The organism is Streptomyces sp. Je 1-332 (assembly GCF_040730185.1).
Lineage (GTDB): Bacteria > Actinomycetota > Actinomycetes > Streptomycetales > Streptomycetaceae > Streptomyces.
On the sequence record NZ_CP160402.1, the window covers coordinates 1,445,564 to 1,460,111 of the forward strand.

Annotated in this window: 11 protein-coding genes; 4 read left to right on the forward strand and 7 right to left on the reverse strand. The window is 72.2% G+C overall.

The genetic code is table 11. The annotated features are described in order from the left end of the window. Window positions 1-264: 264 nt before the first annotated feature. Window positions 265-1,431, reverse strand: coding sequence for a type VII secretion-associated serine protease mycosin (gene mycP, locus ABXJ52_RS06785; RefSeq protein ID WP_367040136.1), 1,167 nt, complete (start codon window positions 1,429-1,431; stop codon window positions 265-267). Further along, window positions 1,428-3,212 (reverse strand): hypothetical protein, encoded by a 1,785-nt coding sequence (locus ABXJ52_RS06790; protein ID WP_367040137.1) that lies wholly within the window; start codon window positions 3,210-3,212, stop codon window positions 1,428-1,430. The genes mycP and ABXJ52_RS06790 overlap by 4 nt, the downstream gene beginning before the upstream one ends. Before the next feature lie 388 nt (window positions 3,213-3,600). On the opposite strand from ABXJ52_RS06790, the gene ABXJ52_RS06795 reads away from it, so the two are divergent. Then, window positions 3,601-4,803: an amino acid deaminase/aldolase gene (locus tag ABXJ52_RS06795; protein ID WP_367040138.1), complete on the forward strand. Its 1,203-nt coding sequence runs from the start codon at window positions 3,601-3,603 to the stop codon at window positions 4,801-4,803. Window positions 4,804-4,838: 35 nt separating this feature from the next. Here ABXJ52_RS06795 and ABXJ52_RS06800 read toward each other — a convergent pair whose 3' ends face one another. The 5 genes from ABXJ52_RS06800 to ABXJ52_RS06820 form a co-directional block, all read right to left on the reverse strand. Further along, window positions 4,839-5,798, reverse strand: coding sequence for a DUF2510 domain-containing protein (locus ABXJ52_RS06800; RefSeq protein ID WP_367040139.1), 960 nt, complete (start codon window positions 5,796-5,798; stop codon window positions 4,839-4,841). A 112-nt stretch (window positions 5,799-5,910) separates the two neighbouring features. Beyond that, window positions 5,911-7,278 (reverse strand): haloacid dehalogenase-like hydrolase, encoded by a 1,368-nt coding sequence (locus tag ABXJ52_RS06805; protein ID WP_367040141.1) that lies wholly within the window; start codon window positions 7,276-7,278, stop codon window positions 5,911-5,913. A 163-nt stretch (window positions 7,279-7,441) separates the two neighbouring features. Next, window positions 7,442-8,224: a 3-oxoacyl-ACP reductase gene (locus tag ABXJ52_RS06810; protein ID WP_367040142.1), complete on the reverse strand. Its 783-nt coding sequence runs from the start codon at window positions 8,222-8,224 to the stop codon at window positions 7,442-7,444. A 6-nt stretch (window positions 8,225-8,230) separates the two neighbouring features. Continuing rightward, window positions 8,231-9,592, reverse strand: coding sequence for an aldehyde dehydrogenase family protein (locus ABXJ52_RS06815; RefSeq protein ID WP_367040144.1), 1,362 nt, complete (start codon window positions 9,590-9,592; stop codon window positions 8,231-8,233). 7 nt (window positions 9,593-9,599) lie between these two features. Next, window positions 9,600-10,970 (reverse strand): glutamine synthetase family protein, encoded by a 1,371-nt coding sequence (locus ABXJ52_RS06820; RefSeq protein ID WP_367040145.1) that lies wholly within the window; start codon window positions 10,968-10,970, stop codon window positions 9,600-9,602. A 77-nt stretch (window positions 10,971-11,047) separates the two neighbouring features. On the opposite strand from ABXJ52_RS06820, the gene ABXJ52_RS06825 reads away from it, so the two are divergent. The 3 genes from ABXJ52_RS06825 (at window position 11,048) to ABXJ52_RS06835 (ending at window position 14,167) form a co-directional block, all read left to right on the forward strand. Further along, window positions 11,048-11,818, forward strand: coding sequence for an FCD domain-containing protein (locus ABXJ52_RS06825; RefSeq protein WP_367040147.1), 771 nt, complete (start codon window positions 11,048-11,050; stop codon window positions 11,816-11,818). Window positions 11,819-11,966: 148 nt separating this feature from the next. Further along, window positions 11,967-13,412 carry an ethanolamine permease gene (eat, locus tag ABXJ52_RS06830; protein WP_367040149.1) on the forward strand — a complete coding sequence of 482 codons (1,446 nt, stop codon included), beginning with the start codon at window positions 11,967-11,969 and terminating at the stop codon, window positions 13,410-13,412. Window positions 13,413-13,441: 29 nt separating this feature from the next. Beyond that, window positions 13,442-14,167 (forward strand): gamma-glutamyl-gamma-aminobutyrate hydrolase family protein, encoded by a 726-nt coding sequence (locus ABXJ52_RS06835; RefSeq protein ID WP_367048852.1) that lies wholly within the window; start codon window positions 13,442-13,444, stop codon window positions 14,165-14,167. Window positions 14,168-14,548 lie beyond the last annotated feature (381 nt).

The window sequence follows — 14,548 nt, forward strand, 5'->3', positions numbered from 1 at the left end:
CCCGCGAGGCTGCCGTCGCTCCCGTCCGCCACGGCCCGGTGCCGGCCGAGGCTTCTCGCCGCCCGCACCCGGGGGGAGCCCGCCGCCACCCAGCCGCCAGCCGGCCCGCGAGGCAGCCGTCGCTCCCGTCCGCCACGGCCCGGTGCCGGCCGAGGCTTCCTGCCGCCCGCGCCGGGGGGAGAGGCCCCCGCCACCCGGCCCCAGTCGGCCCGAGAGCCGCCGTCGCTCTCGTTCGCTTCGGGTGCGGCCCCCGCTGCCCCAGCCCTACCGCGCAGAGCTGCGGCCGTTCCCGCGGCGCCCCCGCCAGAGGTAGACCGCTGTCGCCAGGAGCGCCGCGCCCATGGCGCCCGCGACCGGGCCCACCCAGGCCGCGGGACCGTCGTCCCTGTCCGCGTCCGGACCCGGGCCGAAGTACTTCTTTCCGTACGCCGCCGACTTCAGGCCGTCCGGTTTCATCTTGCCGCCCTCGGCGATCGCGGCTGCCGGGTCGATGAAGCCGAAGCCGTGTGAGTCGTCCCGGCCGCCGGTCGGGACGTCGCGGGCCGTGTCCTCCAGGAGCTGCTTGATCTGGGGTGGGGTCAGGCCGGGGTGGGCGGCGCGGATGAGGGCTACGGCGCCCGAGACGAACGCGGACGCGGCGCTGGTGCCCCAGCCTTCGTAGTACTCCCGGTCCGGGTCGGCGATGACGATGTCCTTGCCGGGGGCGCTGACCGTGGCGTACCAGCGGCGGGTGGAGAAGGAGGCGCGCTCGCCGCTCTCGTCGACGGCGGTGGCGGCGACGACGCCGGGGTAGGCCGCAGGGTACGAGATGTGGTCGCCGCGCTCGCCGCCGTTGCCCGCGGACGCGACGACGACGGCGCCCTTCTTCAGGGCGTACTGGACCGCGGCGTCCTCGGCGGGTTCGGGGTGCGCGGACTTGGAGTCGTCGCCCAGGGAGAGGTTGATGACGTCGGCGCCGTGGTCGGTGGCCCAGCGGATGCCGTCGGCCAGGGCGTTGCCCCGGGTGTTGCGCGCCTTCGAGCGGTTCGGGTCGCCGTCCTCCAGGATCACGCGGATCGGCAGGATCTTGGCCTCGGGCGCGATGCCAAGGACGCCGTCGCCGCGGCCCGCGCCGTGTCCGTGGCCCGCGATGATGCCGGCCATGGCCGTGCCGTGCCGGGCCCAGGGGCGGTCGCCCTTCTTCGCGCCGAAGCCGACCATGTCCTTGCCTTCGAGGACGTTGCCGGTCAGGTCGGGGTGATCGCGGTCTATGCCGGTGTCCAGGACGGCGACGGTGACGCCCTTGCCCTTGGTGGTCTGCCAGGCCTGGCTGGTGTGCAGGGCGTCGAGGGCCCATTGCTGGGCGCGTATGCCGTCGTCGGCGTGGGCCGTGGCGGGCAGGAGGGCGAGCGTCGCGGCGAGGGCGGCGACACCCAGGGGGCGGATTCTCATGGGGACTTCTCCGTGGCCGCGATGGTCTTGCGCAGCCGCCGCTCGACGCGGTCGGCGATGCCCTTCGCCTCGTGACCGAGGCCCGCCTGGGCGGGGGCCGAGGTGGTGGACGTCTCCATGGCCTCTTCGGCGGGCTCCGGTTCGGTGACCGTGCGGCCATCGGCGAAGCCGGACACGGAGAAGGCGACGACGGGGGCGTCCGGGAGCACGGACACGGTCCAGGAGGCGCGCTGGGCGTCGCCGAAGTCCGCGGCGGGGGTGCCCTTGGCCGCGTACGGCCGTGGCATGAGGTCGGGGCGCCGGTCGAGGCCTTCCTCCGTGAAGCGGTTGCGCAACGAGCTCATCGCGTCGGCGTCGGCCTTGGTGAACAGCAGGCCCACGGTGGTGACATGGCTGCGGGTCGCGTCCGTGTACGTGGCGCGCAGCAGCCGGAGGCAGCCCGCGGGGGCGAGTGCTTTGCGCAGGAGAGGGTCGAAGGCGCTCTTGCAGTGCGAGTCGGGGGCCACGGCGACGCGGGTCCAGGTGCGGTCGGCGCCGCCGGGGCCCGCGCCGTCGCCCTTGATGGCGGCGGGGAAGAGCTGGTCGACGGGCACGCTGTGCCAGAGCTCGCCCGCCACGGCGTACGTGTTGCGCGTGGTGGCCGTTCCTTCGGAGCCCCCGGTCAGCCAACTCCCGGTCGCCGCGCCCCCGATGAGCCCGAGGCCGAGCACGACACAGGCGGCCGCGGCGGTCACGCGGGGCTGCACCCAGGTGCGGATGGGGCGCAGCCGGGTGGTGCTGTCGTCGTACAGCGCGGGCCTGGCGAACGACACGAAGGGCCGCCCGGCGCCGGGCCCGGGGGTGAGATCGACGGCACCAACCGCCCGCCGTGCGGCGGCCGTTCGGGGGGACATGGGCTTGGGGATGCGGGCGGGCGGGACGGCGGGGGCGGAGAACCGGGCCTCGCCGCCGGGCTCGGGGGCGGGGGCCGAAGCGGGTCGCGCGGTCGTGAGCCGCGCGTCGGGCGCGTCCCACGACTCGGCCGCCTCCGTGGATGCACGGGGTACGGAATCGGGCGCGGGGGCCGACGCCGAAGCGGATCGTGCTGACCTGGGCCGCGCGTCAGGCACGTCCCAAGGCTCGGCCGCCTCCGTAAACGCACGGGGCGCGGGAACGGGCCCTGGGGTGGGCCCCGAAGTGGATTGGGTGGAGCCGGTGGCCTGGCCTGGCGTGGTCCGGGGGGAAGGCGTGGGCGGGGAGTCGGGCGCGGGTATGTCCGCCGTCATCGGATCCGAGAACCGCACAGGATCCGACAGCCGCCCCGGCTCCGACAGCGGCACCGGCGGCATCGGCGGACGCAGGGGGTACTCCGCGGCCCGCAGTCCGTCCTCCGCGTCCGGGGTGCCCACGCGCGGCGCGGCGGAAGGCAGCGGCGGGGACGGGGGCGGGCCAAGGGTCGGGGCGGCGGGCTCGGGGGTCCGCGCGCGCGTCCCTGTCATCGTTGACGGCGGGGCGTCGGGGAAGCGCGCCGACGCCGGCGGCGGGGGCGGAGACTGCTGAGCCTCGGTGGCCGCATCGCCGGCGTCGTCCGCCCCGCCCAGGTTGTCCGGCTTGTCCGCGTATCCCAAGGCGCCCGCGTCGCCAAAGTCGCCCGCGTACCCCAAGGCGCCCGCGTCGCCAAAGTCGCCCGCGTATCCCAAGTCGCCCGCGTCGCCCGCGCCGTGGGCATGGTCCGCGTTGTTCGCGTCGTCCCGTGCCACCGACGACCCCGGCATCCGTACCCGGTCGAAGGGCGCGAGCAAGTCCCCCAGGACGGAGTCCCTGTCAGCATCGGCGGGGGCGGGGTCATCGGCCGACGATGGCGATGGCGATGGCAGCACTGCGCCCTCGCCGTCGGGGGCGGGCTCCGGCTCCGGAGCGACCGTCGGCGGACGCACATCGGGGAAGCGGGCCGACGGCGGGGGCGGCGGAAGCGTCGAGGGCGGGCCCGGCGGTGGGGGCGGAGTCGTGGGGCGTGGTGGGACAGGGGCCCGTCGCGCTTCCGTGCTCATGCACCCCCCCGTTTCCGCACTCCTTTGCGCGTAACTCTAAGGGCAGATTCCGGTCGTGCGGGAACCGGTCCGCGGCCCCGGGCGATCTGCCCGGATCATCCCCCTACCCTCGGGTAATCGCGTCTGGCAGGCTTCCGCCATGACCTCCCGTGCAGCAGACCGGGCCCGCTACGACCGGGCCACCGCACACCTCGACGCCCCCGTCGCGATCGTCGATCTGGAGGCATTCGACGCCAATGCCGACGACCTCGTGCGCCGGGCCGGCGGGAAGCCGATCCGGGTCGCGAGCAAGTCCGTGCGCTGCCGGGCGCTGCTCGAACGCGTGCTGGCCCGCGACGGTTTCGCCGGGATCATGTCCTTCACACTGGCCGAGTCGCTGTGGCTCGCACGCTCGGGCTTCGATGACGTCCTCCTCGCCTACCCCTCGGCGGACCGCGCCGCCTTCGCCGAACTGGCCGCCGACCCGAAGCTCGCGTCCTCGGTGACCGTGATGGTCGACGACCCGGCGCAGCTGCGGCTCATCGACGAGGCAAGGGGCGGCGGACGCGAAGAGGTGCGGGTCTGCCTGGAGTTGGACACCGCCTACCGGGTCCTCGGGGGCCGGGTGCGGATCGGGGCGCTGCGCTCACCCCTGCACTCCCCCGCGCAAGTCGCCGCGCTCGCCCGCGCCGTGGCCCGGCGTCCCGGGTTCAGGCTCGTGGGCGTGATGGCGTACGAGGGGCATGTGGCGGGGGTCGGTGACGCGGTCGCCGGTCATCCCGCGCGCTCGCGGGCGATCCGGTTGATGCAGGCCGCGGCACGCAAGGAGCTCGGGGCGCGGCGCGCCGAGACCATCCGCGCGGTGCGGGCGGTCGCGCCGGATTTGGAGTTCGTCAACGGCGGCGGCACCGGCAGTGTGCAGCACACCGCCGCCGAGCGGGCGGTGACCGAGATCGCGGCGGGGTCGGGGCTTTACGTGCCGCGGCTCTTCGACAACTACACGTCGTTCAGCGGGCGTCCGGCCGCGCTCTTCGCCCAGCCCGTGGTGCGCCGCCCGAGCGCGGGCACCGTGACCGTCCTCGGCGGCGGCTACCCCGCCTCGGGTGCCGCGGGCGCCGACCGCTCCCCGGTGCCGTACCTCCCGGAGGGTCTGCGCTACGACCCGCAGGAGGGCGCGGGCGAGGTGCAGACCCCGCTGCTCGGCGCGCCCGCCGACGACCTGCGGATCGGCGACAAGGTGTGGTTCCGGCACGCCAAGGCCGGGGAGATGTGCGAGCGGTTCGACGCGCTGCACCTCGTCGGGGGCGACCGCGTGACGACCACCGTCCCGACGTACCGGGGCGAGGGCCGCACCTTCCTCTGACGGGGCCGGTACGGGCGGGGGCGGGCCAGCGGCCGTCAAGGCGGTGTGGCGCCCACGCTGTTGCCCACGCCGCCGCTGGTCTCTCCGCCGCCGACCGGGCGGATCCCCTTGGTGATCTCGTCGATGTCGGAGAGCGGCGGCGCGCCCTCGTCGGTCCGCGCGTCGATCGCGAAGCGGATGATCACCATGGCCTCGGATCCGACGCTGGAGGGGAAGGCGAGCGACTGGACGTACCCGCCGGGGCCCTTCTCGGTGCGGACCCGCCAGCGCACGAGGTAACCGGAGCGGCCCGCGACCGCGACGGACCCCTCCTTGACCTTCTCGTGGCTCGCGATGCCGCCGAAGGGCCGCATGCCGACCGCGTCCTCGTCGTACGCCCGGTCCGCCGCGTCCTTGATGTCCCCGAGCGCCAGCGTCTTCGGCGAGCGCTCGTCGGTCGCGGTCGATGTACGTGAGTAGACCGTGCCGTGCCGGCACAGGCTGCCCTCGCCCGGGCAGTCGTAGACGTCCGGGGTGCGGACGGTGGGGTCGCCGCCGACCGTGCTGTCGGCCTTCTCCCAGCCGTCGGGCACGGGGATCGTGATGCCGTTGAGCTGGTCGACGAGGGTGGAGGGGTCGGGGTCGGGCGCCGATGTGGTCGGGGCCGCCGAGGTCGGTGACGGCGGGTCCACCGGCTCCGACGCGCCCGGCACCGGCCCGTCGACCTGCGGGTCGCCTTCGTCCTCGCCCAGGAGCACCACTCCGGTGACGATCGATGCGACCAGGACGACCCCGGCCGTGGCGAGGGCCACCACCTTGCCTCGGCCCCCTCCGCCGGAGCTCGTCGGCCGCACCGGCTGTGGCGGGCCGAACGTCGGCTGCGCCCCGCCCATTTGGGGTGATTCGGGCGTACGCCGGTGCTCGGTCCACGCGGACCCGTCCCACCAGCGCTCGACGTGCTGTGCGGGCGGGGCCGACGGGTCCGGGTACCAACCGGGAGGGGGCGACATGCTCATCCCGGCACTCTAGGACGTGCTCTGAAGATCAGGACAGTCAGTACTCCGCTCAGGACAGTCAGTACACCGACTCCACTCAGGACGGTCAGTACACCGACTCCGCTCAGGACGGTCAGTACACCGCGTCCTCCTGGTCGGGTACGACCGAGCCGTCCTCGCGCAGGACCGGGCCCTTGCTGCCGTCCGGTGCGTTGTACGCGGCCGTCGAGCACGGGTAGAGATCCGGCTTCTGCTGCATGGGCTCGATGAACATGGGGTTCACGACCCAGCGGCCGTCGGCGTTGTCGTAGGCACGGCACATGAACTCGTTCTTCTCGCGGTTCAGGACGAGGTGAGCTCCTGTGGCGTCACCGACGAACGTCACGTCCGTGTCGGCGTCACCGCCGCCGAGCGCGATGCGGTGGGCCCGATCCTGCTTGTCCCAGGCCGACTTGCCCTCGACGCCGAAGATCTCCTGGTTGATCCAGCAGCGCTTGCCGTCGATGTAGGGGATGGCCTCGCCCTGGTTCACGGGGACGTTGCCGCAGCCCTGGTTCCAGGGGGTGATCCGGCCCTTGTGGTCGAGGACCGAGCGGATGGCGATGGTGTGCTTCCGGTCGATGCCCACACCCCCCTTGCCGCCTGCCCAGACCTCCGTCACCGGCTCCGAGCCCGCCGAGACGATGTAGACGTCGAACCCGGCCCTCTTGAGCGTGCGGATGAGGTCGCGCTGCTGGTCGTAGTAGCGGGCGTAACCGGGAATCTCGTGCGTGCCGACCGTCTGGGTGGCGCCCACGGGGGCGGCGAGCACCTGCTTGCGGGCCTTCGCGGCGTACGACTCCAGTTCGGGGACGGTGTGTCCGGCGAAGAGCTGGGGCACCCAGGCGTACTGCGGGACGGTGTGCCGGTGGTTCCACTCCCCCGCGAAGGCGGCGGCGCCGCTCATCGTCTTCCCGTCCTCGCGGACCTCGAAGATCTCGTCGGCGCAGTCGGTGTCGGTGGAGGTGGGCAGCGGCTTGCCGACCGGCACCTCCGTGCCGCAGGCCCGGGTGAGCGCCTTGTCGGCCTCGTCAGTCATCCACTTGCTGGTGGACTTCCAGCTCGCGGGACGCAGGATCTTGTCGTGGTGCAGGGCCCAGGCGATCGTCGCGTCGGTGATGTCGTTCTTGACGACGGTGTTGTCCCAGTCGAACGCGGCGACGGGACGCTTCTGGTCGTGGCCCCGGTGGGAGCCGCAGCGCCCGCGCTCGTCGATCATCCGCTGGAGCCGGGCACGGTTGTCGCCGAACCAGGTCAGCTTCTTGGACAGCTGCGGGCAACGGGCCTTCGCAGCGGCGGACTTCGGGGACTTCGCGACGTACGGGGAGTCCGCGACGTACGGGGAGTCCGCGACGTACGGGGAGTTCGCGGGCGTGGCGGCGGCCGCGGGGAGCGTCGCCGGCACGGCTGCCATAGTGGCGGCCGTGGCCAGCGTCAACGCCAAGGCATGTCTGTTGCGCATGCGCATGGACCGTACATCAATCTCCCGCCGCGAACGTGGGTTCCGTGCGCAGGTGGTCGGAGATTCCCGCACACTCCCGTGTCTGCGCAGGTCAGCCGGGCGTCGTGCGACGCCCGGCTGACGGGGTGGCTGCCGGAGGTTGAAGCGCGTTGCGGAGGATGGACTACACGGGCGTGACGTACGCGCCCGAGATGCCGCCGTCGACCAGGAAGTCCGTGGCGTTCACGAACGAGGAGTCGTCGCTCGCGAGGAACGCGACGGCGGCGGCCAGTTCGTCGGCCTCGGCGAAGCGGCCCACGGGGATGTGGACGAGGCGGCGCGCGGCCCGCTCGGGGTCCTTGGCGAAGAGCTCCTGGAGGAGCGGGGTGTTGACCGGACCCGGGCACAGCGCGTTCACACGGATGCCCTCGCGGGCGAACTGCACGCCCAGCTCGCGGGACATGGCGAGGACCCCGCCCTTGGAGGCCGTGTACGAGATCTGGGACGTGGCCGCGCCCATCCTCGCCACGAACGACGCGGTGTTGATGATGGAACCCTTGCCCTGGCGCCGCATGTAGGGGATGGCTGCCTTGCAACACAGGTACACGGAGGTGAGGTTGACCTCCTGGACGCGCTTCCAGGCCTCGAGGCCGGTGTCCAGGATGGAGTCGTCGTCGGGCGGCGAGATGCCCGCGTTGTTGAACGCGATGTCGACCGAGCCATAGGTGTCGTACGCGGTCTTGAAGAGCGCCTCGACCTGCTCGGCGTCGGTGACGTCGACCTTGACGAACGTCCCGCCGACCTCGTCGGCCGCGGCCTTGCCCGCGGTCTCGTCGATGTCGCCGCAGACGACGTGCGCGCCCTCGGAGGCGAGGCGGCGGGCGGTGGCGAGGCCGATGCCGCTGCCGGCGCCGGTGATGACGGCGGTGCGGCCGACCAGGCGGCGGCAGATGTTCTCTTCGGTCATGAGTGCTCAGGCCTCCGTGCTTTCCGTGCTGATGAAGACGTTCTTGGTTTCCGTGAAGGCGGCGAGCGCGTCCGGGCCGAGCTCACGGCCGAGCCCGGACTGCTTGTAACCCCCGAACGGGGTCCAATAGCGCACGCTGGAGTGCGAGTTGACGGACAAGTTCCCGGCCCGGACGGCTCCCGACACCCGCAGCGCACGGCCCACGTCGCGCGTCCAGATGGACCCCGACAGGCCGTACTCGGTGGCGTTGGCAAGGCGGATCGCGTCGGCCTCGTCGTCGAAGGGCAGGACGACGGCGACCGGGCCGAAGACCTCCTCCGTCGCCACCGGCGAGGTGGGGTCGACGTCGGTGAGGAGCGTCGGCGGGAACCAGAAGCCAGGGCCTTCGGGCGCCGTGCCGTGGATTCCGGTGCCGGAGGGGACGTACGAGCGCACGCGCTCCAGCTGGGACCTGGAGATCAGCGGGCCCATCTGGGTCTTCTCGTCGGACGGGTCACCGACGACGACCGACTCGACCGCGGGCCGCACGATCTCCAGGAAGCGGTCGTACACCGAGCGCTGGACGAGGATGCGGGTGCGGGCGCAGCAGTCCTGGCCGGAGTTGTCGAGGTACGACATCGGCGTGGCGAGGGCGGCGGCCTCCACGTCCGCGTCGGCGAAGACGATGTTCGGGCTCTTGCCGCCGAGTTCGAGCGTCAGTCGCTTCACGCGGTCGGCGCACTTGGCCATGATCTGCTGGCCGACGCGGGTGGAACCGGTGAACACGATCTTGGCGACGCCCGGGTGTTCGACCAGGGCGTTGCCCGCGACGTCGCCCGCGCCGGGCAGGACCTGGAAGAGCCCCTCGGGCAGACCTGCCTCCAGTGCGAGTTCGGCGAGGCGCAGGGCGGTGATGGGGGTCGTCTCGGCGGGCTTCAGGATGACCGCGTTGCCGGCCGCGAGCGCCGGGGCGGTGCCCCAGGCCGCGATCGGCATCGGGAAGTTCCAGGGCGCGATGACGCCGACGACGCCGAGGGGTTCGAGGATCGTGACGTTCAGACCACCGGGCACCGGGATCTGACGGCCGTTCAACCGCTCGACTCCCCCGGCGGCGAAGTCCAGGAGATCGCGGACGTTGCCCGCCTCCCATCGGGCGTTGCCGATGACGTGACCGGCTTCGCGGACCTCCAACTGGGCCAGTTCTTCCAGGTGTTCGTCGACGACGACGGCGAAGCGGCGGAGCAGGCGGGCGCGGTCGCCGGGGGCTGCGGAAGCCCACTTCGCCTGGGCCGTAGTGGCCCGTACGACAGCTGCGTCGACGTCCTGCGCGGAGGCGGCGGGGACGGTCGCGACCAGTTCCTCCGTCGCCGGATTCAGTACCTTGAGCAAGGGTGCCTCACATGCGTTCGAAGGAGCGGCGGAGCTCCCAGTCGGTCACCGCGGAGTCGAAGGCGTCCAGCTCGACCCGCGCCATGTTGCTGTAGTGCGCGACCACCTCGTCGCCGAAGGCGGCCTTGGCGATGGCGCTGTTCTCCCAGAGCTCGGCGGCCTCGCGCAGGGTGGTGGGGACGTGCGCGTAGTCGCCGGTGTAGGCGTTGCCGGTGCACTCATCGGGCAGTTCCAGCTTCTGCTCTATGCCGTGCAGACCGGCGGCCACGAGTCCGGCGACCGCGAGGTGCGGGTTCACGTCGCCGCCCGGCAGTCGGTTCTCGAAGCGCATGGAGCGGCCGTGGCCGACGACGCGCAGGGCGCAGGTGCGGTTGTCGTGGCCCCACGCGGCGGCGGTGGGCGCGAACGATCCGGGCCGGAACCGCTTGTACGAGTTGATGTTGGGCGCGTAGAGCAGCGAGAACTCCCTGAGCGCCGCGAGCTGCCCGGCGAGGAAGTGGCGCATGACGGGTGACATGCCGCCGGGATCGTCCTGGGAGCCGGCCATGGCGTTGGCGCCGTCGGCGTCGGCGAGGGAGAGGTGGATGTGGCAGGAGTTGCCCTCTGCCTCGTTGTACTTGGCCATGAAGGTGAGCGAGACGCCTTCCTGGGACGCGATCTCCTTGGCGCCGGTCTTGTAGATGGCGTGCTGGTCGCAGGTGACGAGTGCGTCGTCGTAGCGGAACACGATCTCGTGCTGGCCCGGGTTGCACTCGCCCTTGGCCGACTCGACGACGAGTCCGGCGGCCGCCATCTCGTTGCGGATGCGGCGAAGGAGCGGCTCGATGCGGCCCGTGCCGAGCACCGAGTAGTCGATGTTGTACTGGTTGGCCGGGGTCAGGGCCTTGTAGCCCGCGTCCCAGGCCTGCTCGTAGGTGTCCTTGAAGACGATGAACTCCAGCTCCGTTCCGACGTTGGCGGTGTAGCCGAGTTCGGCGAGCCGCTCCAGCTGGCGGCGCAGGATCTGGCGGGGCGCGGCCACGACGGGGGAGGAGTCGTTCCAGGCGAGGTCCGCGATGAGCATCGCGGTGCCTTCGTTCCAGGGGACGCGGCGCAGCGTGGTCAGGTCGGGGCGCATGGCGAAGTCGCCGTAGCCGCGGTCCCAGGAGGACATCGCGTAGCCCTCGACAGTGTTCATCTCCGCGTCGACGGCCAAAAGGTAGTTGCAGCCCTCCGTGCCGTGTTCGAGGACGTCGTCGAGGAAGAACTGGGCGGCGAACCGCTTGCCCTGGAGCCGCCCTTGCATATCGGGGAAGGCCAGGACGACAGTGTCGATCTCGCCGCTCGTGACGAGAGCACGCAGCTCCTCGATCCCGAGCGGGGGTGTGCGGTCTGCCACGGGAAAGTCCTCCTTGGGTCAGCCGAGAGCCATAAGGTATTGCCGAGAACCATTGATTGGGAAGGGGGTACGGCCAGATGTCGCACACGGATGCCGACGTCGCCGGTGAGGCGGGTCCGGATGGCTCCGCCGCGACCGCCGACGACCGGCTCACACCGGTCCTGCGCCCCGTACGGGCGGGCAACGGTTTCGAGGAGGCCCTGGAGCAGATCCTCCAGGTCGTACGCCTCGGTCTGGTGCCCGGCGGCGAACGCCTGCCGTCGGAAAGGGAGTTGGCCGACCGGCTCGGCATCAGCAGGGTCACGCTGCGCGAGGTGCTCAAGGTGCTGCAGGACCAGGGCCTGGTCGAGTCGCGGCGCGGCAGGTACGGCGGCACGTTCGTCCGTCCGCGCCCCGAGGCGGCCGGCGAGGACGAGCTGCGGCGGCGCGTGGCGGATGTCGACGTGGAGGACGCGCTGCGGTTCCGCGAGGTCCTGGAGGTGGGGGCGGCCGGGCTCTGCGCGGCGCACGGCCTGGGCGGCGAACAGCGCGAGCGCCTGCGCGCGGCGCTCGCACAGACGCACGACGCGCCCCTTGCCGAGTACCGCCGCCTGGACACCCTCCTGCACCTGACCCTTGCCGAGCTGTGCGGCTCGCCCTCGCTCACCGCGCAGTACGCTGCGGTCCGCGCGACGGTCAACGACCTCCTGGACTGCATCCCTCTCTTGGTACGGAACCTGGAGCATTCGCAGCGCCAGCACACCGCGCTGGTCGAGGCCGTGCTCGACGGGGACGCGGACGGGGCGCGGGAGATGATGCGCGAACACTGCGCCGGCACGGCCGCCTTGCTGCGGGGCTTTCTGACATAAGGGGCGGGGTGAGGGGTGATTAACGGTGACGTAACGCAGGGGTCTTGATTTCTCGCACGCCGCACGGCAAAGGTATGGATCCGTTCCATTGAGTCGCCAACCCGCCTACCGCAGTGCCGCCGCCGCGCAGTCGCTTAGGAGCCGTGCCATGACCGTGGAGTCCCCCAAGACGAGTACCGCCGAGCCGGCGGACGACTATCTGGAGCGGAGAACGCTGCGGCGGGGCAGCGCGGGCTGGCTGCTGCTCACCGGCCTCGGCGTGGCGTACGTGGTCTCCGGCGACTTCTCGGGCTGGAACTTCGGCCTGGCGGAGGGCGGTTTCGGCGGCCTGGCGATCGCCATGGCGCTGATGGGCGTGATGTACGCCTGCATGGTGTTCTCGCTGGCGGAACTCTCGTCGGTGCTGCCCACCGCGGGCGGCGGCTACGGCTTCGCGCGCCGGGCGCTCGGTCCGTGGGGCGGCTTCCTCACCGGCACGGCGATCCTCATCGAGTACATCCTGGCGCCGGCCGCGATCTCCATCTTCATCGGTGACTACGTCGAGTCCCTCGGCCTCTTCGGTCTGACCTCCGGCTGGCCGGTGTATCTGGCCTGCTTCGTCGTCTTCATCGGCATCCACCTGTGGGGCGTGGGCGAGGCGCTGCGCTTCAGTTTCGTCGTCACGGGCATCGCGGTGGCGGCGCTGCTCGTCTTCGCGGTCGGCGCGTTCATGGACTTCGACGCGTCGAAGCTGAACGACATCGCGGTGGACACCAGCGCCTTCGGCGCCAACTCCTGGCTGCCGATGGGTCTGTTGGGCATCTGGGCGGCGTTTCCGTTCGGCATGTGGTTCTTCCTGGGCGTGGAGGGGGTGCCGCTGGCGGCCGAGGAGACCAGGGACCCGGCGCGCACGCTGCCGCGGGCGATCCGCTGGTCGATGGCGATCCTGATCGTCCTCGCGCTCCTCACGTTCTTCGCGTCGGCCGGGGCGCGCGGCGCGGACGCGATCAAGGACGCGGGCAATCCGCTGGTGGAGGCGTTGCAGCCGGGCGGTGAGGCGACGGCACTGAGCCGCATCGTCAACTACGCGGGGCTGGCGGGCCTGGTGGCGTCCTTCTTCTCCCTCATCTACGCGGGCTCGCGCCAGCTGTTCGCGCTGTCGAGGGCGGGCTACCTGCCGCGCTTCCTCTCCCTGACGAGCAGCCGCAAGGCCCCCTACCTGGGCCTGCTGGTCCCCGGGGCGATCGGCTTCGGCCTGGCGGCGGCGACCGGGGACGGGGCGCGGATGCTGAACGTGGCGGTGTTCGGGGCGACGATCTCGTACGCGCTGATGTCGCTGTCGCACATCGTGCTGCGCCGCAGGGAGCCTGGCCTGGAGCGCCCGTACCGCACGCCGGGCGGCATGCTGACCTCGTCGGTGGCGCTGGCGCTCGCCTGCTCGGCGCTGGTCGCGACGTTCCTGGTGGATGTGACGGCGGCGTTGATCGCGCTCGCGGTATACGTGGTGGCGATCGCCTACTTCGGCGTCTACAGCAGGAAGCGGCTTGTGGCGCGGGCGCCCGAGGAGGAGTTCGCGGCGCTGGCCGCCGCGGAGGCGGAACTGGAACGCGACTGAGCGTGAGGGTCTTGAGCGGTATGAGCGGTATGAGGGAGAAGAGGGTGAGTGTGGCCGGCGGCAGGCCGTTGATCGGTGTCAGCACGTACCTGGAGTCGAAGGCGAGGTGGGGCGTGTGGGAGCTGCCCGCGGCGCTGCTGCCCGCCGGGTACCCGTGGCTGGTGCGGGCGGCGGGCGGACTCACCGCGATGCTTCCGCCGGATGATCCTTCGTACGCCGATGAGGTCGTCGCCAGGCTGGACGGCGTGGTCATCGCGGGTGGCCCCGATGTCGATCCTTCCCGTTACGGTTCGGAGCGTGAGGAGCGTACAGGCCCTCCGGCGCCGGAGCGGGACGCGTGGGAACTGGCGCTGATCGAGGCGGCGTTGGCGTCGGGGACACCGTTGCTGGGGATCTGCCGGGGGATGCAACTGCTCAATGTCGCGCTGGGCGGGACGCTGGTGCAGCACATGGACGGTCACGCGGAGACGGTGGGTGCCTTCGGCACGCACGAGGTGAAGCCGGTGCCGGGCACGCTCTACGCGTCCATCGCGCCGGAGGCGTCCGCCGTGCCCGCGTACCACCACCAGGCGGTGGACCGGCTGGGCAGGGACCTGATCGTGTCGGCCTACGCGGAGGACGGGACGGTGGAGGCGGTGGAACTGCCGTCCCCTGGCTGGGTGCTTGGGGTGCAATGGCACCCGGAGATGGGTGAGGATCTTCGGGTCATGTCGGCGTTGGTTCTGGCGGCGGGAGAGCGGCCTCGACCCCGGTGACTGGCGCCGCGGCGGCTCGCCCTCCGGCCGGGGGTATCCGTCCGGCCGCCGCCTTCTCGCGCTCCGGGGCATCCCCTCCGGCAGGTCCTCTCCCACCCACCCACCCGATCACCCGGCGGGCCACACGTCCCCCGCCCCGATCCGCACGGCTCAGCCCCGCCGGACCGGCGACGCCAGGTGCCTCCTCGGCGGGCGGCCACCGGCCCAGCCAAACCGCACCGCCAAGCTCGCCCCAGCCAGGGCTTTTCCGCCCACCCACCCGTTACCCCGGGGCAACGGGTGGGTGGGCGGGAGAACCCCGCCGAAGGCGGAATCACCCCCCGCCGGAGGCGGGAAGGCCCTCCGCCGCAGACGAAAGCCGTCCGAGACCCCGGGGGCTCA